Raw genomic sequence first — 24686 nt, forward strand, 5'->3', positions numbered from 1 at the left:
CAGCGAGACGGTGACGTTGGTGTCGGTCTGGGTGGCGCCGGTGAACCTGACCCCGGTCTGGTATTTGATGCCACGCTTGCGGAACGCCCGTTCCAGCTGCTTGGAGGCCCACTCGTCCTCGAGCGGCACGAGCCGGGGGAGCGCCTCGACGATGGTGACGTCGGCGCCGAACGACGCCCAGACGCTCGCGAACTCGACGCCGATCACGCCGCCGCCGAGCACCACGACGCTCTGCGGGATGTAGTCCAGGTGCACGGCCTGGTCGCTGGTGATGATCCGGCCGCCGATGTCCAGGCCGGGGAGGGTGCGCGCGAACGAGCCGGTGGCCAGCACGACGTTGGCGCCGGTGTACCGCTCGCCGCCCACCTCGACCGCGTCGGGCGCGACGAACGTACCGGTGCCCTCGACGACGGTGACCTTGTTGGCCTTGGCGAGTCCTTGCAGGCCCTTGTACAGGCCGCCGACCACGCCGTCCTTGTAGGAGTTGACGCCCGCGATGTCGATGCCCTCGAGCGAGGACTTCACGCCGAACTGGTCGCCCTCGCGCGCGAGGTCCGCGACCTCCGCCGCGTGCAGCAGCGCCTTGGTGGGGATGCAGCCGCGGTGCAGGCACGTGCCGCCCAGCTTGTCCTTCTCCACCAGGATCACCGACAGGCCGAGTCCGGCCGCTCGGAACGCGCAGGCGTAGCCGCCCGATCCGCCACCCAGGATCACGAGGTCAGCGGAGGTGTCAGTCACGGGTTCTCCTCGACGTGCGGCAGGCGGGCGCGCGGTTACACAGCCACCACACATCATCTTGTCACTACCTGCGGCAGGCTTGCGAGGTGGCCGTATTGGCACAATGAGAAGGACGACTTTCCGTATGGAGGTAGCCGCCGTGGGTGTTTTCGACTCGTTGCGTAAGAAGCGCAAGGGCGGTCAGGGGCAGGTGCGCGGGTCCAGCAAGCAGGACACGACGCATCTCGATGACTGGGCCTCGAGCAGGCAGGGCGTGGAGGCCTACGTCGAGCCGCGCACCCACGTCACCCAGACCACGGTCCTGCTGGTGGCGCACGACGGTGAGTGGACCCGTCGGCGGATCGCGAGTCCCGAGGCGGCCGCGGACTTCGCGCGGAAGCGCAAGATGCCCCTTTACGAGGTGGAGCGGGTTGGCTACCCGAAGCGCATGCGGGAGTATCAGGCGAGACAGAAGCGCGAGCGGGGACACTAGCGCCGGCAACAACTTCAGCAAGGGGCGTTGCGTGAGCGGGGTCACCGCGGTCGTCGACTTCGGCACCACCGAGACGGTGGTCGTGCTGCGCGCGCCCGGCCGGGCGCCGCGGGTCGTCGCGGGTGAGCCGACCGCCGTCCTGCTGAGCGCCGAGGACCAGGTCGTGGTCGGCCGGGAGGCGGTGCGCCGGAGCATCGAGCGGCCCGACCGGCTGGTGAGCGACCTGAAGGCCCGGGTCGGCGAGCGGGAGGTGCTGGTCGGCGGCGTCGTGCTCCCGATCCCGGCGCTGGTCCGGGCGCTGTTCGTACGGGTGTTGCGATCCGTCGGCCCGCTCGACGAGCTGGTGCTGACCCATCCGGTCGGCTGGGACTCCGCGCGCGTCGAGGTGCTGACCCGCGCCGCGGCCGGGTTCGCGCCGTCGGTTCGCACAGCGCCCGAGCCGCTCGCCGCCGCGGCCGATGCCGACATCGAGCCGGAGCGGACGGTGCTGGTCGCGGTCCTCGACGGGGACACCGGCACGGCGGCCGCGGTGCGCCGGTCCTCGGCCGGGCTCGAGGTGGTGTCGCACTCGGAGCTGGCGGCGGACTCGGACGTGCGGAAGGTCGTCGCGGCCGCGCGGGCGGACCGGGTGCTGGTGGTGGGCGGGTCCGCCGACGTATCCAAGCTGGCCAGGCGGGTTGCCGAGACCGGGGCGCCGGTGCGGGTCGCCCCGGAGCCGGCGACCGCTGTGGCCAGGGGCGCGTTGCGGCTCATCGACGAGGTGCCCGTTCCCGTGCCCACTGCCCCGTCCGCCGGGCGACCGGTGCTGCGCCGGGCGCTCGTCACCGCGGCCGGGCTGGTGATCGTGGCGGCGGTGGGCGCGATGCTGGTGCTGGGCTGGGGGCCGGGCCTGCAGATGGCGGGGAGTCCGGCGCCCGCCGCGGGCGCGCTGGTCGACGAGCCCGCCCCCGACTCGTCCGGCTCGTCCGGGGCGATGCCGCCGGTCGTCGAGGGGCGGGAGATGGTCGGCGCGGGGCAGCCGGCGTTCACCGCGGGCCGGCTCGACAACCTGATCCGTTGGAAGCACACGTCCGGCACGACGCTCGAGGTGCGGGTCGACGAGGTGCGGGCCGAGCGGTCCGGGCCGCTCGGCGAGGCGCCGGCGGGGTACCGCTGGCTGACCGTGCTGCTGTCGGGGAGCAACGTCAACGGGCCGGCGTGGAAGGGCGAGTTCTCCCGTTACGTCGCCGCGCTCGACGACCGGGGCCTGCTGCTCCGCACGGTCGGCGACGGGGTGGTGCCGTGCGGGTCCGGCGGGGCGACGCCCGCCGCGGGGTCGGTGCCGCCGGGCGATCCGTTCACCGTGTGCGTGACGATGCCGGTGCCCGAGCGGACGCCGGTGAGTGCCGTCGTGTTCGGGACCTTCGGCTCGGAGGCCGGTGCCCAGGCGCCGATCCGCTTCCCGGTCTCGGTGCCCGCGGTCAACGGCGCGAAGCCGACCACCGCCCGGGTGGTCGGCAAGCTGGGCGCGCCGCCGGTGGAGGTGGAGGTGGCGGGCGAGACCATGCGCGCGGGCTTCGACCTGGTCCTCACCCCGTCCGGCTACCTGGCCGACCGGCGGCCAGCCGCGGGGAGCCGCTTCGTCGTGGTGCGAGCGGCGTTGGGCCCGGCGAACCAGGTCTACCTGCGGGACGACCGGGGCGCGTTGAGCCGCCCGGTCTCCGGCTACGACACGATGCCGAACTGCCCGCCGTTCACCGGCCCAGGCACCGCGGAGCGCCCGGTGTACGCGTGCTTCGTCTACGAGGTCGACGCGGACGCGGTGGTGACGGGCGTGACGTACGGCGCCCTACCGGCCGACGACAAGCTGTCCGGCGAGGACATGGAACGCTGGCCCACGTGGACGGTCCGCTGACCCTGCCCGCCGACCCCGCCCGCCTGCTCCTGCCCCGCCTGCCTGCTCCGCGCGCTGACCTGCCGCGCACCGAAAACCGTCGGTGCCCTGGGACAGCGTCGAAACCGGGGGTCGCGAAGTTGTCCACAGGCCCCACCCGCCGCGGCCCGAAACCGTCGGTGCCGCCGGGTAGCGTCGAAGTCGGGGGTCCCCCGGGCGCCGTGCGAACGGCCCTTTCGCACGGCGCACTTGTCCACAGGTCCGCTCGGCCGCCCCGGACCGTCGGTGCCGGCCGCCAGGCTGGAATCCGGGGGCCGGAGGCGTGAAACGCCGGCGGTTCCGTCAGCCGTTCTCGGCGATGTCGGCCAGCACCGCGGCGATCGTGCGGACCGGTACGCCCGTCCCGCCCTTTCCGGTGTAGCCGTACGGCGCGCCGTTGTTGAACGCCGGTCCCGCCACGTCGATGTGCGCCCACGGCAGGCCGTCCGGCACGAACTCGCGCAGGAACAGGCCCGCGGCGAGCATCCCGCCCCACCGGTGCCCGGTCACGTTCGCCAGGTCGGCGAGCTTGGACTCCAGGTCCCCGCGCAGCTCCTCGGGCAGCGGCATCGGCCAGCCGCCCTCGCCGGTCGCGTTCGCGATCGCGGCCACCCGGTCGCGGAAGTCGTCGGAGCCCATGACCCCCGCGGTGCGCCTGCCCAGCGACACGATCTGCGCGCCGGTGAGCGTGGCGGTCTCCACCAGGTAGTCCGGGTCGTCCTCGCAGGCTCGCACGATCGCGTCGGCGAGGATCAGCCGGCCCTCGGCGTCGGTGTTGAGCACCTCGACGGTCTTGCCGCCGTACATGGTCAGCACGTCACCCGGCCGGTAGGCCGCGCCAGACGGCATGTTCTCCGCCATCGGCACGGTCGCGGTGATCTCCAGCGGGTACTTCAGCTTGGCCGCGAGCACGACCGACGCGATGACCGCCGCCGCGCCGGACATGTCGGAGGTCATCTCCTCCATGTTCGCCGCCGGCTTGATCGAGATGCCGCCGGTGTCGAACGTGATGCCCTTGCCGACCAGCGCGACCTTCTTGCGAGCCTTGGGCCCGCGGTAGGAGAGCCGGACCACGCGCGGCGGCCGGCTCGACCCCATGCCGACCCCGAGCACGCCGCCGAAGCCGCCCTTGCGCAACGCCTTCTCGTCCAGCACCTCGACCTCGAGCCCGGCGGATCTGCCCAACGCGGCGGCCCGGTCGGCGAACGAGGCGGGGAAGAGGTCGTTGGGCGGGGTGTTCGCGAGGTCGCGGGCGGTGGTGACCGCCTCGGCGATCGCGGTCGACGCCTTGAGCGTCGCGCGATGTTCCTTGGCGGTGCCGTCGGCCGGGCTCACCAGGTCGAGCCGCTCCAGCGGGGCGTCGCCGGGCTCGGAGCGGTACTCGGTGAAGGCGTACGCACCCAGCACGGTGCCCTCGACCGCGGCCTGGAGGTCCACAGTGGACAGCGTGGACACCGCGCGGCGGGTGCCCGCGAGCGCGCGGGCCGCGACACCGGAGGCGCGGCGCACCTGGTTGGCGTCGAGGTCGTCGGCCTTGCCGAGCCCAACGGCGACCACGACGCCGGCCCGGAGCCGGCCCATCGTCGGGACCTTGACGACCTCGTCGGGCTTCCCGGAGGCGCCGAGCGTGGCCAGCACGCCGGCGAGCGTGCCGTCGAAACCGGCGTCCACCTGCTCGCCGCCCGGAGCCAGCGCCACGTGCTCGCCGTCCTGCACGGTGCCGATGATCACCGCGTCCACGGCGGCATCGGTGGCCGCGGTGGTGGTGAGGGACAGCTTGGGCGCGCTCAACGCTCTGCTCCTGTCGTCGGTTTGCTGACGCATGCTAACTACTTGGCGCAACGGTGCCCACCGTCAGGTGGCCCCGATGTGGTCTGACACCGTTGGTCCGTGTCCGAACAGGTGCGGAGGGTGGACTTCGTCGCTCGCGGGGTCGCGTCGAGCTTCGGCGCGGGGCTGTTCCTCGGGCTGGCGCCGGCGGCCGCGCTCGCGGGTCCGTGGCTGCCGGCCGCGCTGGTGCTCGCCGCGGTGATCGGCTGGCCGGCCGCTTTGTCCACATCGGAACGTCCACTCGATACGGCGCCGCTTCCGCTGCGCCGCACCGGGTTCGTGCTCTTCGCGCTGGGCCGGCTGGCGGCCGCGGTCGCGATCGCCGGCACGTTCGGCCGTTACGCCACCCCTGCCCAGCCCGTGCTCGGCGCGTTGGGTCTCGTGCTCGTGGTGTGCGCGGCGGCGCTGGTGAGCCTGCCGCCCGCGGTGATCCGCGTCGCGGCGGCCGTGGTGCTGGCCTGCCTGGCGCTGGTGGTGGCGGCGTGCTTCGCGATCGCGCCGGTGGCCCCGGCGGTGGCCGCGCCGGAGGGTGGGAGCGTGCCGGGCGTGCTCGCGGCCGCGGGCCTGCTGTCGGTCTGCTTCTTCGGCACCTTTTTCGGCACCGCCCCCACCGGCCGCGACCGGCGGGGCACTGTCGTGGTGTTCGCCGTCGTGGCGGTCGGGTGTCTCGCGGTCGCCGCGGCCGCGCTGTACCAGGTCGGTGCGCCTCGGCTCGCGTTGTCGCCCGCCCCGCTGGTCGACATGCTCGCCGCGGCCGATGCGAGCGCGCTGGAGCCGTTGCTGACCATCGGTGTCGCGGTCGCGTGTGGGTTCACTCTTCTGGGGGTACTGCGTGGGCTGCGCGTATCGGGCATCCTCGAAGTGCGGCTCGTCGCCGCGGCCGGTGCGGCGACCGCGATCGGCAGCCTGCTGGTACCGCCGGACACCGCACTCGCGGCGGCCGCCGTACTGCTGCTGGGTGACGCGGCGTTCAGGTGCATCGCTGTCCGTCACCGCTATGTCCGGGAGTGAGATCGTCGGACGACAGATTGTCCGATCGCCGAGTTCTCAGCGGGCCGGACGGCAGCTACCGTGCTCACATGACGTCCATATTCACCAGGGACCCCCATCCGTCGCCGGCGACCCCGGAGCGGATCGCGGAGGTATTGGCCAATCCTGGGTTCGGACAGCACTTCACCGACCACATGGTGACGGTTCGCTACCACCGGACGCAGGGCTGGCACGACGCGAAGGTCGAGCCGTACCGATCCATCACGCTCGACCCGGCAGCCATGGTGCTGCACTACGGACAGGCGATCTTCGAGGGCCTCAAGGCCTACCGGCAGCCGAGCGGCACCATCGCGAGCTTCCGGCCCGAGGCGAACGCGGAGCGGTTCCGCCGCTCGGCGCGCCGCATGGCGATGCCCGAGCTGCCCGACGAGCTGTTCCTCGGCTCGCTGCGCGAGCTCCTCGCGGTCGACGGCCGATGGGTGCCGGAGGAGGACGAGGAGTCGCTCTACCTGCGCCCGTTCATGATCTCCACCGAGGCCGGCCTCGGTGTGCGGCCCGCGTCGGAGTACCTGTACGTGCTGATCGCGTCGCCGGCCGGTTCGTACTTCGCCAGCGGCATCAAGCCGGTGAGCGTGTGGCTGTCGCACGAGTACGTGCGCGCCGCGCCCGGCGGCACCGGCGCGGCCAAGTTCGCCGGCAACTACGCGGCGTCGCTGGTGGCGCAGGCGCAGGCCGCGGAGAAGGGCTGCGACCAGGTCGTGTGGTTGGACGCGGTCGAGCGCCGCTGGGTCGAGGAGATGGGCGGGATGAACCTGTTCTTCGTCTTCGGCTCCGGCGCGGAGGCTCGGGTGGTCACCCCGGAGCTGTCCGGCTCGCTGCTCGCCGGCGTCACCCGGGACTCGCTGCTCTCGCTGGCGTCCTCGCTCGGCTACGGCGTGGAGGAACGGCGGATCTCCACCGAGGAGTGGGAGAAGAAGGCCGAGTCTGGTGAGCTGACCGAGGTCTTCGCGTGCGGGACGGCCGCCGTGATCACGCCCGTCGGTTCGGTGAAGCATGCCGAGGGCGAGTACACCGTCAGCGGTGGCGCCACCGGCGAGGTGACGATGCGCCTGCGGTCCGCGCTCACCGCGATCCAGCGCGGCACCGCACCCGACCCGCGGGGCTGGATGGTTCCGCTGTCCTGAACTCCTAGTGTCGCGTGACCCTGAAACCTTGACGCCGCTGCGGCCCCCGCGGCCCCTGGCCGCGTTGGAGAAAAGCCCAAGTACAACCCGGTACGAGCGGCTTTCCTCCGCCTTGCCAGGAACCACGTGGATCCACAGCGGACGCAAAGGAACAGGATCACGCGACACTAGCCGAACGTGCAGGTGGCCGCCACGATCGTGGTGGCCACCTCGCATGTCGCGCCCAGGACGTCGCCGGTGACGCCACCCAGCCGCCGCCGCACGTGCGCGACGGACCCGACGACCGCGACGGCGGCGACGATGACGGCCACCGGCCCGAGCCAGACGGCGTCCCGGTCCACGAACACGCTCACCATCAGGAGCCCGGCGAGCCAGGCGGCCGGCACCGCGACGTGTTGGGTGCCGGCGACCAGGGCGCCGAGCCCCTCCGGCCGCGCGGCCGGAACGCCCCGCAGGCAGCACGCCGCGAACGCGACCCGCCCGGCCACCACCGCCAGCACGATCGCCCACCACCGGTGGCCGGCCAGCGCCCCGAACGCCGAGGCCTGCGCGCCGAGGACGACGACCAGCGTCACGACCCCGAACGGCCCGACGCCGCCGTCCCGCATCACCGCGAGCGCCCGCTCGGGTGGGCCGTAGCAGCCGAGCCCGTCCGCGGTGTCGGCGAGCCCGTCGAGGTGCATGCCGCGGGTGGCGAGCGCCAGCAACCCGACGGTGAGGAGCCCGGCGAGCAGCCCCGGCATGTCGGTGAGACGCAGGAGCGACGCGAGCCCGGCCGCGGGCAACCCGAGCACCACCCCGATGACCGGTGCCAGCGCGATCGCCCGCCCCCCGACCTCCCGGTCCACCGCGACGTGCCCGGCCGGCAGCACGGTCAGCCAGGACAACGCGAGCCGCAGGGCCGCGCCCATCAGGCACCACCCCGGCGGGCCGGCGGGGGTTGTCGGGCTGTGCTCATCCGATGCCGCCCGGTCAGGTGGCGTCGGGGTCTATGCCGGGTTCTTCGGGGTCGTCGCCCGCGGGGCCGGTGATGCCCGCCTCGGCGAAGGTGGCCATGTCCGACAGGATGCGGACGGACATCGTCAGCAAGGGGATCGCGGCCGCCGCGCCGCTGCCCTCGCCCAGCCGCATCTTCATGTCCAGCAGCGGCTCCAGGTCCAGTTGCTCCAGCACCAGCGTGTGCGCAGGCTCCGTCGACCGGTGGCCGGCCACCCACCAGGCGCGGGCACCGGGGGCCATCTCCTCGGCGACGAGGGCCGCCGCGCCGGCGATCACGCCGTCGAGGACCACGGGGGTGCGGCGGACCGCTGCCTGGGCGAGGAAACCGGCCATCGCGGCGATGTCGGCGCCCGCGACCGTGCGCAGCAGGGCCACCGGGTCGGCGGTCACCGGCTTGGCCCGGCGCAGGGCGTCGCGGATGGCGGCGGTCTTGCGCATCCAGGCGGCGTCGTCGATGCCGGTGCCACGGCCCACGACGGCGACGGGCTCGGTGCCGGTGAGCGCGGCGATCAGGACGGCGGCCGCGGTGGTGTTGCCGATGCCCATGTCCCCGGCCACCAGCAGGTCCGCGCCCGAGTCCACCTCATCGTCCACAATGGACTTCCCGGCGGCGATGGCGGCGTTGACCTCGTCGTCGGTGAGTGCGTCCTCGCGGTCGATCGAGCCGGACGCGCGGCGCACCTTGAGCTCGGCGACCTCGTCCGGGGTGTTGGCGTCGACCGCCATGTCGACCACCCGCACCTCGGCGCCGACGGCGGCCGCGAGCACGTTGATGGCCGCGCCGCCCGCGACGAAGTTGGCCACCATCTGCGCGGTGACCTCGCTCGGGTAGGCGGACACCCCGCGCGCGGCCACCCCGTGGTCGCCGGCGAACACGACGATCCTGGGCCGCCGCAACGGGTTCGGCGGGCACTGGCCCTGGCACGCGGCGAGCCACGTGCCGAGCTCCTCGAGCCGCCCGAGCGAGCCCGGGGGCTTGGTGAGCTGCTCGTGCCGGGCCAGCGCGGCCTGGCGGGCCGGCTCGTCCGGCGGGCTGACGGTCTCGAACTCGACCGGCTCGGTCATCCGGCTCCCCTTCAGTCGGCGCACGGTCAGCGCAGTCGCAGCGGGATGCCGGCCACCAGCAGCACGACGTCCGTGCACCGGTCGGCGAGTGCCGCGTTGAGCGCACCCAGCTGATCGCGGAAGAGCCTGCCAGAACGGGTCGCGGGCACCACGCCGAGGCCGACCTCCGAGGACACCAGCACGAGCTCGCCCTGGCACGCGCCGACCGACTCGGCCAGCCGGTCGCACGCATCCCGCACCGGGTCGAGCGCCCCGCCCTCCCACGCGTTCGCGTCGTCGAGCAGCGCGGTGAGCCAGGTGGCGATGTCGTCCACGACCACCGGACCGGTCGCCTGCTCGAGGAACGGCCCGAGCTGGGCCGGGTCGGCCACCTCCACCGTCCGCCACGCGGGCGGGCGCCGCTCGACGTGCGCCGCGATCCGGGCCGTCCACTCGGGGTCGGCCGGGTCGCGCCGCGCGGTCGCCACGTAGATGGCGGCGGTGGCGGCCAGCAGCCCCTCGGCGTGTGCGGACTTGCCGGACCGCGCGCCGCCGAGCACCAGGGTTGCCACGTCGGGCACGTTATCTTGTGCCACTGTGGACTATCGCTGGAGCTACCCGGGCAGTCCCGAGGACCGCTTCGCCGATCGGGCCGAGGCCGAGGAGTGGCTCGGGTCGGCCTGGCCGGAGCTGGCGGCTCAGGGTGTGGACGAGGTGACGCTCGTGCGCGGCGACGAGGTGGTGTACGGCCCGATGAGCCTGCACCCGCCGGGCTCAGCCTCCTAACGTCGGGTCGGTCTTGACGGCGCCGTCGAGGGCCTTGTCGATGCGGTCGAGGACGTCGGCGTCGAGGCGGACGCCGGCGGCCTTGGCGTTGCCGGTGACCTGCTCGGGGCGGGTGGCGCCGATGATCGCCGAGGCGACGTTCTGGTTCTGCAGCACCCACGCGACCGCCAGCTGGGCCATGGACAGCCCCAGGTCGTCGGCGATCGGTTTGAGCTGCTGGACCTTCTCGAGAAGCTCGTCGCGCAGGAGCCGCGCGATGAAGTTCTTGCCCGACTCGTCGGTGGCCCGCGAGCCCTCCGGCACCGGCCGGCCGGGCAGGTACTTGCCGGTGAGCACGCCCTGCGCGATGGGCGAGAACACGATCTGGCTGATGCCCTCGCGCTCGCTGGCGGGCACGACCTCGGCCTCGATGACCCGCCACAGCATCGAGTACTGCGGCTGGTTGGAGATGAACGGCACGTGGAGCTCGCGGGCGAGCTCGGCGCCCCGGCGGATCTGGTCGGCCTTCCACTCCGAGACGCCGATGTAGAGCACCTTGCCTGCCCGCACGAGGTCGGCGAACGCAAGGAACGTCTCCTCCAGCGGGACCGACTCGTCGAAGCGGTGCGCCTGGTAGACGTCGACGTAGTCGGTCTGGAGCCGCTTCAGCGACGCGTTGGCCGACTCGATGATGTGCTTGCGGCCGAGGCCCCGGTCGTTGGGGCCGCCGGGACCGGTGGGCCAGAAGACCTTGGTGAGGATCTCGAGGCTCTCCCGACGCTGCCCGGCGAGGGCCCGCCCCAACACCGACTCCGCGCGCGTGTTCGCGTACACGTCAGCGGTGTCGAAGGTGGTGATGCCGGAGTCGAGGGCGGCCCGCACGCACGCGTGCGCCTGCTCCTCCTCCACCTGGGAACCGTGGGTGATCCAGTTGCCGTACGAGATCTCACTGACGGACAGGCCGCTGCGGCCGAGACGACGAAACTCCATACGACAAACCTATCGGTGGAGCTGCTCCAGGTCCGCCGCCGACGTCCGACCTGTGGACAACTCGACCGGTTGTGGACAACTCGCGATCACGAGCGTCGGAAGCCGCCCTCGGTGTTGATCACCTGGCCGGTGACCCAGGCGGCCTCGTCCGTGGCCAGCCAGGCGATCAGCCGTGCCGGATCGTCCGGCTCGCCCCACCTGCCGCCGGGGAACCGGGCGGCCACGGCGGCATGCGCGTCCGGCGGGGCGTAGCCCGTGTCGACCGGACCGGGGTTGACCGTGTTCACGGTGATGCCGGCCTCGGCCAGCTCGTCGGCGAGCGTCGCGGTGATCGAGGAGAGCGCACCCTTGCTCGCCGCGTACGCCACCTCATCACGCATCGGGCCCTGGTCCTGGCCCGACGTCAGGAAGATGACCCGGCCCGGCCCGCCGAGCGCGGCCAACGAGCTGGCCAGCAGGATCGACGCCCGCGCGTTCACCGCCCAGTGCCCGTCGAGCTTCGCGGCGTCCAGCTCCGCCAGCGGGCCGTCACCGCCGCTGCGGGCCTGGTTGCACACCAGCACGTCCAGCCGCCCGAAGGCCGCCAGGGCGGCGTCGACCACCCGGGCCGGCCCGTCCGGTGTGCCAAGGTCGGCGGACATGTGGCGCACGGACGCGTCGGGGGACGCCAGTGCCGCGGTCACCCCGTCGACGACGGCGGAAGGCCCGCCGGGATCCGCGCCCCACGGCTGCGCGGCGTCGTGCGGGCCGAAATGGTGCACGAACACGCTGGCGCCGTACGCGGCGAGGCGCCGGGCGACCGCGTAGCCGATACCCGCCCTCCTGCTCGCGCCCGTGACCAGCGCGACCCGGCCACGCAGTGGCAGCGGGTCGCGGCGCAGGTCGGTCATACCTTGTCGCCCGCGCGCACCCGTGGCTTCGGCACCCGCAGCTTGCGGATCTGCGACGCCCGGATGAACGCGTACCAGCCGATCGACAGCCCGCGCACCGGCTCCTTCGGGAACCTCTCCCGCACCATCCGGGTGATCCGACGCCCGGACAGCAAGCCTTCGAAGATCATCGCGACCAGCATCAGCAGGCACAGCAGAGTGGTCAGGCTCTGCACCCGCGGGTCCGGCACGAGCAGCGCGACGAAGATCAGGATCGCCAGCGGCATGAACAGGCCGAGCAGGTTGCGCCGCGAGTCGACGAGGTCGCGGATGTAGGCCTTGACCGGCCCGCGGTCACGCGGCATCAGGTACTTCTCGTCGCCCGCCATCATCCGTTCGCGCTGCTTGGTGCGGATCTCGCGGCGCTTGGCGGAGAGTTCCTTGCGATCCCCCTTGTTGCCGCGCGCCCGGCGCATGGCCTCCCGGGTGGTGCGCGGCGGCGGCGCCACCGGCCCGCGCTTCTTCTGCTCGGCGTCGCGCCGCTTGGGCGTCGGCCGGCCCTTGCCGGGGGTGTGTGCCTTGCTTCTGGCGTCCTCGCCCGCGGCGTCCTCGCCGGCATCGGTCTCGGCGTCGGCGGACTCTGCGTCTTTGCGGCGAAGGAACCTCACAGAGCAAAGAGTAAGGGAGGCCCAACTACTCTTTGACCATGCGGGTCCTGATCGCTCCTGACTGCTTCGGTGGGACGTTGACCGCGCCGGAGGCCGCCGAGGCCATCGCCGCTGGATGGCGCGGCGGTGCGCCGGACGACGAGCTCGCCCTCTGTCCGCTGGCCGACGGTGGGCCGGGCTTCGTCGACGTGCTGCACGCCGCCCTCGGCGGCGACCTGCGGCACCGCTCGGTGGCCGGTCCGCTCGGGGCCCCGGTGGATGCCGTGTGGCTCGAACACGACGGCACCGCTTACATCGAATGCGCCCAGGCCTGCGGCCTCACCCTGGTGCCGAACGGCGAGCGGGACGCGCTCGCCGCCGGCACCGCCGGCGTGGGCGAGCTGATCGCGCACGCCGTCGAGGCCAAGGTCCACACGATCGTCGTCGGTCTCGGCGGGTCGGCCACCACCGACGGCGGCGCCGGCATGTTCCGCGCGCTGGGCGCGGTACCGGTCGGCGAGGACGGCGAGCCGCTGCCGGTGGGTGGCGGGTCCCTGGTCGACGCCACCCGGCTGGTCGGCGGTGTCGACCTCGGCGACGTCACGCTCGTGGCGGCCTCCGACGTGGAGAACCCGCTCCTCGGCAAGCTCGGCGCGGCCCGCGTGTTCGGCCCGCAGAAGGGTGCCGACGACCTGGCCGTGCGCCGCCTGGAGCGCTCGCTCACCCGCTGGGCCGACCTGCTCGCCGGGGTCGCCGGCCGCGACATCCGCGACGTGCAGGGCGCCGGTGCCGCGGGCGGGCTCGGCGCGGCGCTCATCGCGTTGGGTGCCAGCGTCGAGTCCGGGGCAGGTGTCGTGCGCAGGCTCACCGGGCTCGACAGCGCCCTGGCCGACGCCCAGCTGGTGATCACCGGCGAGGGCAGCTTCGACTTCCAGTCGCTGCGCGGCAAGCTCGTGACCAGGGTCGCCGGCGCGGCGGCCGAGCGTGGCACCCCGTGCGTCGTGCTCGCCGGCCAGGTCAGCGTCGGTCGCAGGCGGGCCGCCGCGGCCGGGGTCGACCACGCCTACTCGGTGGCCGAGCACGTCGGGTCCGCGGAGGCGTCGCTCGCCGACCCCGGCGGGACGCTGTCCGCGCTGGCCAAGCACGTGTCGAGCCAGTGGACGCGCTAGTGTCGCGTGATCCTGTTCCTTTGCGTCCGCTGTGGATCAACGTGGTTCCTGGCGGAGGAAAGTCGCTCGTACTGGGTGTACTTGGGCTTTTCTCCAACGCGGCCAGGGGCCGCGTTGGCCGCAGCGGCGTAAAGGTTTCAGGGTCACGCGACACTAGGGATTCGGTGGGGCAGTGGCGGCGGTAACACCTCGGCCCGCGCGACGTATGCGACCATGGAGGAAGAAAACGCGGACGATCCCGGTTGTCCACAGGTAGTTGGAGTCCGAAGGTCGAGGGAGAACCATGACGACCGCTCAGGAGAGCACCACCGAGACGGCCACCCACGGTGTGTCGTTGTCGGACGCCGCCGCCATCAAGGCCAAGGCCCTGCTCGACCAGGAAGGTCGGGACGACATGCACCTTCGCATCGCCGTCCAGCCGGGTGGCTGTGCCGGCCTGCGCTACCAGCTGTTCTTCGACGAGCGCACGCTCGACGGTGACCTGTTCCGTGACTTCGGTGGCCTCAAGGTCGCCGTGGACCGGATGAGCGCGCCGTACGTCCAGGGCGCCACCATCGACTTCGTCGACACGATCGAGAAGCAGGGCTTCACCATCGACAACCCCAACGCCGGTGGTTCCTGCGCGTGTGGCGACTCGTTCCACTGATCAGCGCACAGAGAGCGGGCCGCGACCTCGTAGGGTCGCGGCCCGCTCTCGTTCTGTTCCCGAAGCGGTGGCTCAGAGGTAGTCCTCCAGGCCGCTCACCTGGTCGTAGCAGGCGTCGTCGACCTGCCACGGCTCGGCCGCGTGGGGCGGGGAATGCGGCTGGTCGGCGGGCCGGGACGGGACCGGGATGGCGGCGCAGTCCGCGATCAGTTCGGCCAGCGTGGCGCGATCGGTGATGTGCACGTGGTCGAACGTAAGTCGCGCGGGCTTCACCGCGCACCCTTACCGGCCGGTAGTGTCGAGGCGTGTCCCCTTGATGGGTCACGGCGTTCCGCGCCCACTAACCTTGGAGACTTCCGTTCACTCCAACTGACGACCACCAGACAGGGGAAGCCCTCGTGCCCGTCGCCGTCTCCGGAAGCATCGCCACCGACCACCTCATGCATTTTCCCGGCAGGTTCGCCGAGCAGCTCGTCGCCGAGCAGCTGCACCGGGTCTCGCTGAGCTTCCTCGTCGACGACCTGGTCGTCCGCCGGGGCGGGATCGGTGCCAACATCGCGTTCGGCATGGCTGTACTCGGCGCGTCCCCGGTGCTGGTCGGCGCCGTCGGCGCCGACTTCGGCGACTACCGGTCCTGGCTCGAGCGGCACGGCGTCGACTGCTCGGGCGTGCACGTCTCGGAGACCGCGCACACCGCCCGGTTCGTCTGCACCACCGACGACGACATGTGCCAGATCGCGTCGTTCTACGCAGGCGCCATGGCCGAGGCGCGGCAGATCGAGCTGCACCCGGTCGCCGAGAGGGTCGGCGGGCTGGACCTCGTGCTGATCAGCCCGGACGACCCGGAGGCGATGCTGCGGCACGCCGACGAGTGCCGGCAGCGCGGCTACGACTTCGCCGCCGACCCGTCGCAGCAGCTGGCCAGGATGGACGGCGGGCAGATCCGGGCGTTCATCGCCGGCGCGAAGTACCTGTTCAGCAACGACTACGAGTGGGAGCTGCTGCGCCGCAAGACCGGCTGGACCGAGCGCGAGGTGCTCGACCGGGTCGGCACCCGCATCACGACGCTAGGCGAGAAGGGCGTGGAGATCGTCGACAAGAACGGCACGGAGATCAACGTCAACGCCGTGCCGGAGACTGTGAAGGCCGACCCCACCGGCGTCGGCGACGCGTTCCGCGCGGGGCTGCTGTCCGGGCTCGAGAAGGGCCTCGGCCTGGAGCGCGCCGCACAGCTCGGTTCCTACATCGCGGTGCTGGTGCTCGAGACCGTCGGCCCGCAGGAGTGGGAGTTCGACAAGGCGCTGGCGCTCTCCCGCATCGGCGCCGCCTACGGTCCGGAAGCGGCCGAGGAGATCGCTCCCATCCTCCCGTAGGTACCGTTTCCGGTGACCTTCTGCTAACTGTGGGTGCATGCGCGCACTCGCTCTCGCTGCTGCCCTGGTGGTTCTGCTCGCCGGCGTCGCGTCGGCCTCGACCGGACCCTGGCAGCCGGTCGGCTCGGACGTGGCCAGGCCGCTGGACGAGAGCCAGGGCCTGGCCGTGGTCGAGCGGCCCGGCGGTACGTTCGTCCGGTACACCGGCATCGCGACGGTGCCCCCGGACGTGGCCGCGCGCGGCTGGAACCATGTGGGTGACCCCGGAGCGGGGCACGGCTACTACGTCGAGCCGTACCAGCGCGACGACCGCGGGGCGAAGCTGTTCCGGGTCGAGGCGCCGGACGGCTCGTGGGCCGAGTACACGCACGCGCTGGAGCCGTGGGAGGCGTCGAACAACTCGTTCGCCGCGGTCTCGCCGGACGGGCGGTGGATGCTGGCCGGCGAGTGGGGCACGACGGACCGGCTGCTCGTGCATCCCATGCCCGGCGTCGCGCACACCGACCCCGCGGCGAACCTGCCGTACGCGTCGGCGGTTCGGCTCGACCGGCCGGTGCGGGACATCCAGGGCTGCGACTTCGTCACCGCGACGCAGTTGCTGTGCTCCTCCGACGACCCCGACGGCTCACTCTTCGGCACCACGAAGCCGCTGCTGCAGGTCGACCTCGCCGCGCCGGTCGGCGGCTCGGACGTGGCCGGCGCCGTGACCGCGCTGGGCCAGCTGCCGCTGGAGAGCGCGTGCGGTGGCGAGTTCGAGGCCGAGGGCATCGACTACGACGAGCGCGACGGCACGCTGCGGGTGGTCGTGCTGTCGCCGAGCGTCTGCGTGGCGTTCGACAGCAAGACGTGGCGCTTCCGGCGGAGCTGAGCGGGGCACCTGGCAGGACGCCGCTGGCCTCCGTTGTGGCGTCGTGACGGGTCGACTCGGCGATGTGGCGGGTCGACTCGGCGGCGTGGCGGGTCGACCCGGCGACGTGAGGGGACGGCACGGCGATGTGGCGGGACGACACGACGACGTGAGGGGGACGACACGGCGGCGTGGCGTGGCGGTGCGACATGGCGACGCCGCGGGACGACTCGGCGACGTGGCGGGTCGACATGGCGGCGTGACGGGTCGACTCGGCGACGTGACGGGACGACTCGGCGACGTGAGGGGACGACATGGCGGCGTGGCGGGGCGACACTGCTACGCCACGGGTGGCTCGGCCGGGGAGGGGTGGGGTGGGGGGATGCGGGTCAGAGTTTGACGGGGTAGTGCGGTTCCGGGATCCGGGGCTGGATGCGGTGCTCGATGAAGATGCCGTGCCAGAGCATGTAGACGAGCAGCGCCCAGATCCGCCGGCTGTGGTCGAGCGTGCCCGCCCGGTGCTCCTCCAGCAGGCGCAGCACCGCGTTCTTGTCGATCTCCTCGTCCGTCTGGGACTTGAGGACGATCTGGCGGGCCCAGTCGTACATCTCCTCGCGCAGCCACAGGCGGATCGGGACCGGGAAGCCCAGCTTGCGGCGGTTGAGCACGTGCCCGGGCACGATCTCGCGCAGCGCCTGGCGCAGCGCGTACTTCGTCGTCTCCTTGGTGATCTTCTGGTCGAGCGGGATCTTCGCCGCCACCTTGAACACCTCGGTGTCCAGGAACGGCACCCGCAGCTCCAGCGAGTTCGCCATCGTCACCTTGTCGGCCTTGACCAGGATGTCGCCGCGCAGCCAGGTGAACAGGTCCACGTGCTGCATGCGGGTCACCGGGTCCCAGCCCCGCGACTCGCGGTACGGGCCCGCCGTGATGTCCATGTGGCTGACGCGGTCGTCGAAGGTCCGCAGCACCGAACGCAGCTGGTCGTCGCGGAAGATGCGGGCGTTGCCGTAGTAACGCTGCTCGAGGTCCAGCGCGCCGCGGCGCAGCAGGTCCTTGCCGCGGGTGCCCTCCGGGATCTTCGTCGACAGCGAGCCCATCGCCCGCCGCAGCGCCCCCGGCACCTTCTCGAACGCCGCCAGCGAAAGCGGCTCCCGGTAGATCGTGTAGCCGCCGAACAGCTCGTCGGCGCCCTCACCGGACAGCACGACCTTCACGTGCCGGCGGGCCTCGCGCGCGATGAACCACAGCGGCACCAGCGCCGGGTCGGCGACCGGGTCGTCGAGATACCAGACGATGAGCGGCAGCGCCTCCATCATCTCCTCGGGCCCGACCGTGCGGACGACGTGCTTGACGCCGATCGCGGCCGCGGACTCCGCCGCCACGTCCACCTCGGAGTAGCCCTCGCGCTCGAACCCCGTGGTGAACGTCACCAGGTTCGGGTTGTGCTCCCGGGCGAGCGCGGCGATGGCCGTCGAGTCGATACCGCCGGACAGGAACGAGCCGACCGTCACGTCCGCGCGCATGTGCTTGGCCACCGAGTCGCGCATGACGTCGGCGATCTCGGTGTACAGCCGCTCCGGGGACTCCTTGCGCAGCGGCGTCGGCCGGAACGTGTGGAAGAAGTACCGGTCGGTGACCAGGCGCCCACCGGGGGAGATGGTGAACGACATGCCCGACTCGATCCGCCGGATCTCCTGGTGCATCGACTCCGGCTCCGGCACGTACTGCAGCGTCAGGTAGTGCTGCAGCGCGGTCCGGTCCAGCGTCGAGGGCACCCGCAGCCGCGGCGCCAGCTCGAGGAGCGCCTTCTTCTCGCTCGAGAACGCCACTCCGCCGGGGCCGGCCGAGTAGAACAGCGGCTTGATGCCGAACGGGTCACGCGCGCCGAACACGACGCGGCGCCGCCAGTCCCAGATGAGGAACGAGAACATGCCGCGCAGCTTCGACACCGCGGCCTGGCCGAGGTAGTGGTACAGCGCGACGATGACCTCGCCGTCGCCGTGCGTGCGCATGGTCGCGCCGTGCTGCTCGATCAGCTCCTGGCGCAGCTCGAGGTAGTTGTAGATCTCCCCGTTGAACAGCAGCGTGTAGCGCTCCTGCACGCCTTCCGGGCTCCAGTGCAGCGGCTGGTGGGAGTGGTCGACGTCGATGATGGACAGCCGGTTGAAGCCGAACACCACCTCGTCGCCGGCCCAGGTGCCGGTCTCGTCGGGACCGCGATGCCGCTGGCAGCGCATCGCGTGGGCGACCGCGTCCCGGCTCGCGCCGGCATCGGCTTCGGTGGGGCAGACCAGGCCAAGCAGACCGCACACGTCTCCGGCACAACCTCTCGCGTCGAGTGCTCGTCAAGCCCAAGTATGGCGGCTGCGGACACGGGCGCCCCTACGCGGTGTGGCCTGGCTCGCTCGGCTAGGCTCCCGGCCTAGATCATGGATGTCTGAGGAGGGGCGCGCAGTGGGCAACAAGAGGCGCACACCGGCTACCCGGTTGGCCGGTCTGGCCGGACTCGTCGGCCTGGTCTCCCTCACCGTGTCGGGCTGCTCGGCGGGCGACGTGCTGCGCTTCGGCTGGCCGGACGGCGTGACCCCGCAGTCGGACCGGATGCGTGACTTCTGGAGCTGGTCGGTCGTCGCCTCGCTCGCCGTGGGCGTGCTCGTGTGGGTCCTGATCCTGTGGCCCGTGGTCGCGCACCGCAAGCGCGGCGACACGCTGCCCAAGCAGTTCCAGTACAACCACTTCCTCGAGTTCGTCTACACGGGCATCCCGTCGATCATCGTGGTGGTGCTCTTCTACTTCACGATCACGACGCAGAACTACGTCCTGGCCGAGGATGCGCCCGAGGACGTCGACGTCAACGTGAACGTGCTGGCGTTCCAGTGGAACTGGCAGTTCGAGTACGAGTCGTACAAGGACACCTCCGGCGCCACGGTCGCGCCGCGCACGCCCGAGGGTCCGCTCGTCACCACCGTCGGCAGCACGACGGAGATCCCGCTGCTCGTCCTGCCCACACAGAGCCAGATCCACTACACGCTGCGCGCCCGCGACGTGATCCACTCGTTCTTCGTGCCGGAGTTCAACTTCAAGCGGGACGTCTTCCCGTACCCGGAGAAGAACAACCAGGACGACACGTTCCAGAACTCGATCGACCGCGAGGGCTCGTTCGTCGGCCGGTGCGCCGAGCTGTGCGGCACCTACCACTCCGGGATGAACTTCGAGGTCCGGGCGCTGAACCCGGACCGGTTCGACCGGTACATGGTCCTGCGCAGGTCGGCCAACGAGAACACCGGCCAGCCGTACACGGCGGCCGAGGCGCTGGCCCGGCTGGGCGAGGAGGACTCGAGCTGCGGTGACCTGTGCAGCCCGACGGCCACCACCACCTCGCCGTTCAACAGCGACCGGACGACCCGCACGTCGTCCAAGTGACGGTTCGGCCGGTTTTTCGAGAGTGAGGACAGCATGAAGGTCGAAGCCAGGCTCTTCGACGTGACGACCGCGTTCTTCTTCCTGGCCGCGATCGTCTACGGGTTCTGGGCCAAGGAGCCGGTCGGGCTCGTCGGCCTGATCCTCACCGGCGGGCTGTCGCTGATCATCGGCTCCTACTTCCACTTCGTCGCGCGACGCGTGGAGCGGCGTCCCGAGGACAACCCGGAAGCCGAGATCTCCGACGGCGCGGGGGAGGTCGGGTTCTTCAGCGCCGGCTCGTACTGGCCGGTGATGATCGCCGGGTCGGCCGGTTTGACCGCGCTCGCGCTCGCGTTCTGGCAGGTCTGGCTGCTGGTGATCGCGCTGGCGCTGGTGCTGATCGCGGTCGGTGGGCTCGTGTTCGAGTACCACACGCGGCCCAACGCGACCGACTGATCGTTCTGGTTCCTGGCGGAGGGGTGGGCCCGTGGCCCGCCCCTCCTCGTTCGTCCGTCGTCAGGTCGCGGTGGCCAGGTTCTGGTCGCGCAGGGTGTTCGACAGGCTGATCCAGCTCGTCAGCAGGTCGGCCGCCCGGCCCGAGTCGATGGCCTGCGTCGCCGACTCCATGCCGGCCCGCAGGTCCGCCGTCAGGTCGTTCGTCAGGCCCCTGAACGCCGCGATCGCGCCCGCCGCGTTCAGCAGGACCGTGTCGCGCACCGGGCCGGCTGTGCCGCCGACCAGCCTGCGCAGCACCTCGGCGTTCTTCGCCGCCTCGCCGCCGGCCAGGTCGTGGGCGCCGCTCGGGGCCAGGCCAAGGGCCCTCGGGTCGATCTTGTCCACGCGCACCGTGCCGCCCGAGACCACCCAGGCCGTCGTCGTGGTGGTGGTCGTGATCTCGTCCAGCCCGTCGTCCCCGCGGACCACCAGCACGCTGAAGCCCCGGCTCGCGAGAACCTCGGCCACGACCGGCGCCAGGCGCTCCTGCGCACAGCCCACCAGGGCCGACGTCGGCTGGGCCGGGTTGGTCAGCGGGCCCAGGATGTTGAACGCGGTCGGGATGCCGATCTCGCTGCGGGTCGGGCCCGCGTGCCGCAGCGCGGGGTGGAACGCCGGCGCGAAGCAGAACCCGATACCGAGCTCCCGCACGCACTCGGCGACCGCCTCGGGGGGCAGGGCGATGGCCACCCCGAGCGCCTCCAGCACGTCGGCCGAACCACACCTGGACGATGCGGCTCGGTTGCCGTGCTTGACCACCGGGACCCCGGCCGCGGCCGTGACCAGGGCACTCATCGTCGAGATGTTGACCGTGCCGGCCTGGTCACCGCCGGTGCCGACGACGTCCGCGCCCGGTGTGTCGATGCGCACCCGGACGGCGTGCGACAGCATGGCCTCGGCCATCCCGGCCACCTCGGCCGCGGTCTCGCCCTTGGCCCGCAGCGCGACGGCGAACGCGCCGATCTGGGACGGGGTGGCCGAGCCGGCCATGATCTCGTTCATCGCCCACGACGTGTCGCCGGTCGTGAGGTCGGTGCCGGCCACCAGCTGGTTGAGCAGCGCCGGCCAGGTCGGTGTGGAGGACACGATCGAATCACCCCTGATAGACGGGGAGCTGCTTGTTGCGCAGCACGTCGGCGACGGTCTCGGCGGCGGCCAGCGGGTCGAGCGGGTGCACGAGCACCGCGTCGGCCTGTGACCAGGTCGCGAGCCATCGGTCGTCCTTGCGCCGGATCGCGATCACGATCGGGGGGCAGGCGTCGATCTCGTGCTTGAGCTGGCGGCACAGCCCGATGCCGCCCGTAGGCTGCGACTCGCCGTCGAGGATCGCCAGGTCGACGGTGCCGCTGTCCATCTCCATCAACACCTCGGAGATGGTGGCGGCCTCCTGGTACTCGACGCGGCCGATGTCGGCGGCGGGACGGCGGCCGACGGCTGTGACGATGGTCTCGCGGACCTCGGGCCGGTGACTGAACACCAGGATCTTCAGCGGCGAGCTCATGATGGGCGTCCTCCGGCGGAAACGAGACGAGACCAAGCCCAGGTCCGGACCACCAGATGCTATCCGCCTCACCAAGATCGGCGGCAGCCGGTCGGGGATCGGTCGAGCACCCGCGACGCGCCGTGGACCCGATCGGTCCAGCGGGGACCGGTCAGGCAATAATGCCCGCGTGACGACAGCATCGCCTTCCATCAGCCAGCGCGTGCACTCGCTGAACCGTCCCAACATGGTCAGCGTCGGCACGATTGTCTGGCTGGCCAGCGAGCTGATGTTCTTCGCCGGCCTGTTCGCCATGTTCTTCACGGTCAAGGCGCAGAACGACGCGGAGCACTGGCCGCCGCCGCCCGTCCATCTCGACGTGTCGTACGCGCTCGTTGTCACGATCGTGCTCGTCGCCTCGTCATTCACATGTCAGATGGGTGTGTTCGCGGCGGAGCGGGGTGACGTGTTCGGGCTGCGGCGCTGGTACACGATCACGTTGATCATGGGTGCGATCTTCGTGCTCGGCCAGGCCAACGAGTACCGCACGCTGATCTCCGAGGGCACCACCATCCCCTCCTCCGCCTACGGGACGGTGTTCTACCTGACCACGGGCTTCCACGGGTTGCACGTGACCGGCGGGCTGATCGCCTTCGTGTACTTGCTCACCCGCACCAAGCTGAGCAAGTTCACCCCGGCCCAGGCCACCTCGGCCATCGTCGTGTCCTACTACTGGCACTTCGTCGACGTCGTGTGGATCGGCCTGTTCAGCGTTATCTACTTCGTGAAGTGATGTTGGGCTGACCGTGACCCACCAAGCCCGAACTGACACACCAGGGGTTGCCGCACAGATGACCAAGAAACGCAGGGCCCGCACCAAGTTCCAACGCCGTCTGGCCGGCATGCTGGCGCTGGGCATCGCGCTGTTGGGCATCGGAACGCTGTACAGCCTCCTGGTCCCGGAGCCGCAGACCGCGCAGGCCCAGGAAGACCCCGCGGTCGTGCGCCAGGGTGAGCAGATCTACGACAGGACCTGCATCACCTGCCACGGCAAGAACCTCGAGGGCGTCGAGGGCCGCGGCCCGAGCCTGATCGGGATCGGCGAGGCCGCGGTCTATTTCCAGACCTCCACCGGCCGGATGCCGGCCGTCGTGCAGGGCGCGCAGCAGGAGGAGAAGCCGCCGGTGCTCACGCCGGAGGAGATCGACCAGATCAGCGCGTTCGTCCAGGCCAACGGCGGTGGCGTGGAGCTGCCCGACGAGCGGGGCACGGCGCTGCGCGGCGACAACCCGGCCCGCGGTGGCCAGCTGTTCCGGCTCAACTGCGCCTCGTGTCACAACTTCACCGGTCGGGGTGGCGCGATGTCGTCCGGCAAGTCCGCCCCGTCGCTCGACGGCGCGACCGAGTCCCAGATCTACGCGGCCATGCTGTCCGGCCCGGAGAACATGCCGCGCTTCTCCGAGCGCCAGCTCTCGCCGGAGGAGAAGAAGGACATCATCGCCTACGTCAAGTCCGTGACGGACGGGAACAACAACCCGGGCGGCAACGCGCTCGGTGGTCTCGGTCCGCAGTCCGAGGGCTTGATCGGCTTCATCGTGGGGATCGCCGCGCTGCTCGGCATCACGTTGTGGATCGGGGCAAAACAATGAGTCAGGAGAACCCGGGGGTGCCGAGCGACGAGGAACTCGCCCGGATGGACCGGGACGAGCTCGTCACGCTGGGCACCAAGCTCGACGGCGTCGAGATGGTCGAGTACCCGGACCCGTGGCCGGTCAAGGGCACTCGCGCGGAGAAGCGGGCCGAGCGGCTGGTCGCGTTCTGGTTCGGTCTGTCCGGCCTCGCCGGCCTGGCGTTCGTCGTCGCGTTCATCTGGTGGCCGGCCACGTACGTCGCGCCGGACCAGGACGGGTACCTCATGTACTCGCTCTACACGCCGGTCATCGGGCTCACCCTCGGTGTCGCGATCCTCGGCGTCGGCGTCGGCGTGCTGATCTACACGCGGCGGTTCATCCCGCACGAGATCGCGGTCCAGGACCGGCACGACGGCGGCTCGAACGAGCTGGACAAGAAGACGATCATCGCTCAGCTCGCCGAGTCGGGTGACCGCAGCACGATCGCCCGGCGGCCGATGATCAAGCGCTCGCTGGCCTTCGGCGGCGGCGTGCTCGGCCTCGCCATCACGGTGGTCTCGCTGGGCGGCCTGCTGCGCAACCCGCACGCGCAGTCGTCGAACGAGAACGGTCTGATCCACACCGGCTGGCTCCACCACGGCGACGAGAAGGTCTTCCTGCGCCGCGACACCGGTGACTCGAGCCAGATCGAGCTGGTCGGCCCGGCGGACCTGGACGCGGGCTCGATGGAGACGGTGTTCCCGTTCCGCGAGTCCGAGCGGGACGACCACGACGCGCTGGTGCACGCGCTGCGGCGCTCCGACAACCCGGTGATGCTGATCCGGCTGCGGCCCGAGGACGCCTCGCGGGTCATCAAGCACGCGGGCCAGGAGGACTTCAACTACGGCGACTTCTACGCCTACACGAAGATCTGCAGCCACGTGGGATGCCCGACCTCGCTGTACGAGCAGCGCACCAACCGCATCCTCTGCCCGTGCCACCAGTCCCAGTTCGACGCGCTGCAGTACGCGAAGCCGGTCTTCGGCCCGGCCACCCGCAAGCTGGCCCAGCTGCCGATCACGATCGACCCGGACACTGGCTATTTCATCTCGACTGGTGATTTCATCGAGCCGGTGGGACCCGCCTACTGGGAGCGGAAGTCATGAGTGAGCGCCCGAGTGAATCATTGGCACAATGGTGTCAGCGAGCCTGCGAGGTGAC

General features: G+C 71.5%; 26 protein-coding genes. 14 read left to right on the forward strand and 12 right to left on the reverse strand.

Translation table 11 applies throughout. The annotated features are described in order from the left end of the window. The coding region (locus GEV28_RS24775; RefSeq protein WP_291414608.1) for an FAD-dependent oxidoreductase at window positions 1–738 on the reverse strand (738 nt) is incomplete at its 3' end. Between the two features lie 124 nt (window positions 739–862). Here GEV28_RS24775 and GEV28_RS24780 point away from each other — a divergent pair. Both GEV28_RS24780 and GEV28_RS24785 read left to right on the forward strand, forming a co-directional pair. Beyond that, window positions 863–1210, forward strand: coding sequence for an oxidoreductase (locus GEV28_RS24780; protein ID WP_291414610.1), 348 nt, complete (start codon window positions 863–865; stop codon window positions 1208–1210). A 31-nt stretch (window positions 1211–1241) separates the two neighbouring features. Then, a complete protein-coding gene (locus tag GEV28_RS24785; protein ID WP_291414611.1) occupies window positions 1242–3104 on the forward strand; it encodes a hypothetical protein in 1863 nt (620 codons plus the stop codon). 321 nt (window positions 3105–3425) lie between these two features. Here GEV28_RS24785 and GEV28_RS24790 read toward each other — a convergent pair whose 3' ends face one another. Next, entirely contained in the window at window positions 3426–4913 is a 1488-nt protein-coding gene (locus tag GEV28_RS24790; protein WP_291414612.1) for a leucyl aminopeptidase, read from the reverse strand. A 99-nt stretch (window positions 4914–5012) separates the two neighbouring features. Between GEV28_RS24790 and GEV28_RS24795 the strand changes: the two genes are divergently transcribed. Together GEV28_RS24795 and GEV28_RS24800 are read left to right on the forward strand one after the other, a co-directional pair. Next, the gene (locus GEV28_RS24795) at window positions 5013–5963 is read left to right on the forward strand and encodes a hypothetical protein (RefSeq protein WP_291414613.1); all 951 of its coding nucleotides are present in this window, start codon (window positions 5013–5015) and stop codon (window positions 5961–5963) included. A gap of 68 nt (window positions 5964–6031) precedes the next feature. Next, on the forward strand, window positions 6032–7126 hold the full coding sequence (locus tag GEV28_RS24800) for a branched-chain amino acid aminotransferase (RefSeq protein ID WP_291414614.1): 1095 nt from the start codon (window positions 6032–6034) through the stop codon (window positions 7124–7126). Window positions 7127–7293: 167 nt separating this feature from the next. On the opposite strand, the gene GEV28_RS24805 is transcribed toward GEV28_RS24800, so the two are convergent. The 3 genes from GEV28_RS24805 to GEV28_RS24815 all read right to left on the reverse strand — a co-directional run bounded on the left by GEV28_RS24805 (window position 7294) and on the right by GEV28_RS24815 (window position 9741). Next, a complete protein-coding gene (locus tag GEV28_RS24805; RefSeq protein ID WP_291414615.1) occupies window positions 7294–8037 on the reverse strand; it encodes an adenosylcobinamide-GDP ribazoletransferase in 744 nt (247 codons plus the stop codon). A 61-nt stretch (window positions 8038–8098) separates the two neighbouring features. Beyond that, window positions 8099–9190 carry a nicotinate-nucleotide--dimethylbenzimidazole phosphoribosyltransferase gene (gene cobT, locus GEV28_RS24810; protein ID WP_291414616.1) on the reverse strand — a complete coding sequence of 364 codons (1092 nt, stop codon included), beginning with the start codon at window positions 9188–9190 and terminating at the stop codon, window positions 8099–8101. A gap of 26 nt (window positions 9191–9216) precedes the next feature. Further along, window positions 9217–9741, reverse strand: coding sequence for a bifunctional adenosylcobinamide kinase/adenosylcobinamide-phosphate guanylyltransferase (locus GEV28_RS24815; RefSeq protein WP_291414618.1), 525 nt, complete (start codon window positions 9739–9741; stop codon window positions 9217–9219). A 25-nt stretch (window positions 9742–9766) separates the two neighbouring features. On the opposite strand from GEV28_RS24815, the gene GEV28_RS24820 reads away from it, so the two are divergent. Next, window positions 9767–9955: a hypothetical protein gene (locus tag GEV28_RS24820; RefSeq protein WP_291414619.1), complete on the forward strand. Its 189-nt coding sequence runs from the start codon at window positions 9767–9769 to the stop codon at window positions 9953–9955. Here the strand turns inward: GEV28_RS24820 and GEV28_RS24825 are convergent. The 3 genes from GEV28_RS24825 to GEV28_RS24835 all read right to left on the reverse strand — a co-directional run bounded on the left by GEV28_RS24825 (window position 9944) and on the right by GEV28_RS24835 (window position 12461). After that, a complete protein-coding gene (locus GEV28_RS24825; protein ID WP_291414621.1) occupies window positions 9944–10924 on the reverse strand; it encodes an aldo/keto reductase family protein in 981 nt (326 codons plus the stop codon). The genes GEV28_RS24820 and GEV28_RS24825 overlap by 12 nt on opposite strands. Window positions 10925–11010: 86 nt before the next feature. Next, window positions 11011–11814 (reverse strand): SDR family oxidoreductase, encoded by an 804-nt coding sequence (locus GEV28_RS24830; RefSeq protein ID WP_291414623.1) that lies wholly within the window; start codon window positions 11812–11814, stop codon window positions 11011–11013. Beyond that, window positions 11811–12461, reverse strand: a complete 651-nt coding sequence (locus GEV28_RS24835) for a DUF3043 domain-containing protein (RefSeq protein ID WP_291414625.1) — start codon at window positions 12459–12461, stop codon at window positions 11811–11813. The genes GEV28_RS24830 and GEV28_RS24835 overlap by 4 nt, the downstream gene beginning before the upstream one ends. Before the next feature lie 38 nt (window positions 12462–12499). Here GEV28_RS24835 and GEV28_RS24840 point away from each other — a divergent pair, with 38 nt between their 5' ends. Together GEV28_RS24840 and GEV28_RS24845 are read left to right on the forward strand one after the other, a co-directional pair. After that, a complete protein-coding gene (locus GEV28_RS24840; protein WP_291414626.1) occupies window positions 12500–13609 on the forward strand; it encodes a glycerate kinase in 1110 nt (369 codons plus the stop codon). 283 nt (window positions 13610–13892) lie between these two features. Next, window positions 13893–14255 carry an iron-sulfur cluster assembly accessory protein gene (locus tag GEV28_RS24845; protein WP_291414627.1) on the forward strand — a complete coding sequence of 121 codons (363 nt, stop codon included), beginning with the start codon at window positions 13893–13895 and terminating at the stop codon, window positions 14253–14255. A gap of 72 nt (window positions 14256–14327) precedes the next feature. On the opposite strand, the gene GEV28_RS24850 is transcribed toward GEV28_RS24845, so the two are convergent. Next, entirely contained in the window at window positions 14328–14498 is a 171-nt protein-coding gene (locus tag GEV28_RS24850) for a hypothetical protein (protein WP_291414629.1), read from the reverse strand. A 197-nt stretch (window positions 14499–14695) separates the two neighbouring features. Here GEV28_RS24850 and GEV28_RS24855 point away from each other — a divergent pair, with 197 nt between their 5' ends. Both GEV28_RS24855 and GEV28_RS24860 read left to right on the forward strand, forming a co-directional pair. Continuing rightward, entirely contained in the window at window positions 14696–15628 is a 933-nt protein-coding gene (locus GEV28_RS24855; protein WP_291414647.1) for a carbohydrate kinase family protein, read from the forward strand. A 37-nt stretch (window positions 15629–15665) separates the two neighbouring features. After that, complete coding sequence (locus GEV28_RS24860) at window positions 15666–16496, forward strand: hypothetical protein (RefSeq protein WP_291414630.1); 831 nt, start codon at window positions 15666–15668, stop codon at window positions 16494–16496. 368 nt (window positions 16497–16864) lie between these two features. Here the strand turns inward: GEV28_RS24860 and asnB are convergent, their stop codons facing one another. Continuing rightward, window positions 16865–18790, reverse strand: a complete 1926-nt coding sequence (asnB, locus tag GEV28_RS24865; protein WP_291414632.1) for an asparagine synthase (glutamine-hydrolyzing) — start codon at window positions 18788–18790, stop codon at window positions 16865–16867. 121 nt (window positions 18791–18911) lie between these two features. On the opposite strand from asnB, the gene GEV28_RS24870 reads away from it, so the two are divergent. Next, entirely contained in the window at window positions 18912–19901 is a 990-nt protein-coding gene (locus tag GEV28_RS24870) for a cytochrome c oxidase subunit II (protein ID WP_291414633.1), read from the forward strand. 33 nt (window positions 19902–19934) lie between these two features. Further along, window positions 19935–20336 (forward strand): cytochrome c oxidase subunit 4, encoded by a 402-nt coding sequence (locus tag GEV28_RS24875; RefSeq protein ID WP_291414634.1) that lies wholly within the window; start codon window positions 19935–19937, stop codon window positions 20334–20336. A 60-nt stretch (window positions 20337–20396) separates the two neighbouring features. On the opposite strand, the gene trpD is transcribed toward GEV28_RS24875, so the two are convergent. Together trpD and GEV28_RS24885 are read right to left on the reverse strand one after the other, a co-directional pair. Beyond that, window positions 20397–21461 (reverse strand): anthranilate phosphoribosyltransferase, encoded by a 1065-nt coding sequence (trpD, locus tag GEV28_RS24880; protein ID WP_291414635.1) that lies wholly within the window; start codon window positions 21459–21461, stop codon window positions 20397–20399. Between the two features lie 7 nt (window positions 21462–21468). After that, on the reverse strand, window positions 21469–21876 hold the full coding sequence (locus tag GEV28_RS24885) for a hypothetical protein (RefSeq protein ID WP_291414636.1): 408 nt from the start codon (window positions 21874–21876) through the stop codon (window positions 21469–21471). A 226-nt stretch (window positions 21877–22102) separates the two neighbouring features. On the opposite strand from GEV28_RS24885, the gene GEV28_RS24890 reads away from it, so the two are divergent. From GEV28_RS24890 to GEV28_RS24900, 3 genes are read left to right on the forward strand one after another with little or no spacing between them, the layout of a single operon-like run. Beyond that, on the forward strand, window positions 22103–22648 hold the full coding sequence (locus GEV28_RS24890; RefSeq protein WP_291414648.1) for a heme-copper oxidase subunit III: 546 nt from the start codon (window positions 22103–22105) through the stop codon (window positions 22646–22648). Between the two features lie 58 nt (window positions 22649–22706). Beyond that, complete coding sequence (locus GEV28_RS24895) at window positions 22707–23504, forward strand: cytochrome c (RefSeq protein ID WP_291414637.1); 798 nt, start codon at window positions 22707–22709, stop codon at window positions 23502–23504. After that, window positions 23501–24631, forward strand: a complete 1131-nt coding sequence (locus GEV28_RS24900) for a ubiquinol-cytochrome c reductase iron-sulfur subunit (protein ID WP_291414638.1) — start codon at window positions 23501–23503, stop codon at window positions 24629–24631. The genes GEV28_RS24895 and GEV28_RS24900 overlap by 4 nt, the downstream gene beginning before the upstream one ends. Window positions 24632–24686: the final 55 nt, after the last annotated feature.

The sequence above is a fragment of the Actinophytocola sp. genome, from assembly GCF_009379765.1.
Taxonomy (GTDB): Bacteria; Actinomycetota; Actinomycetes; order Mycobacteriales; family Pseudonocardiaceae; genus Actinophytocola.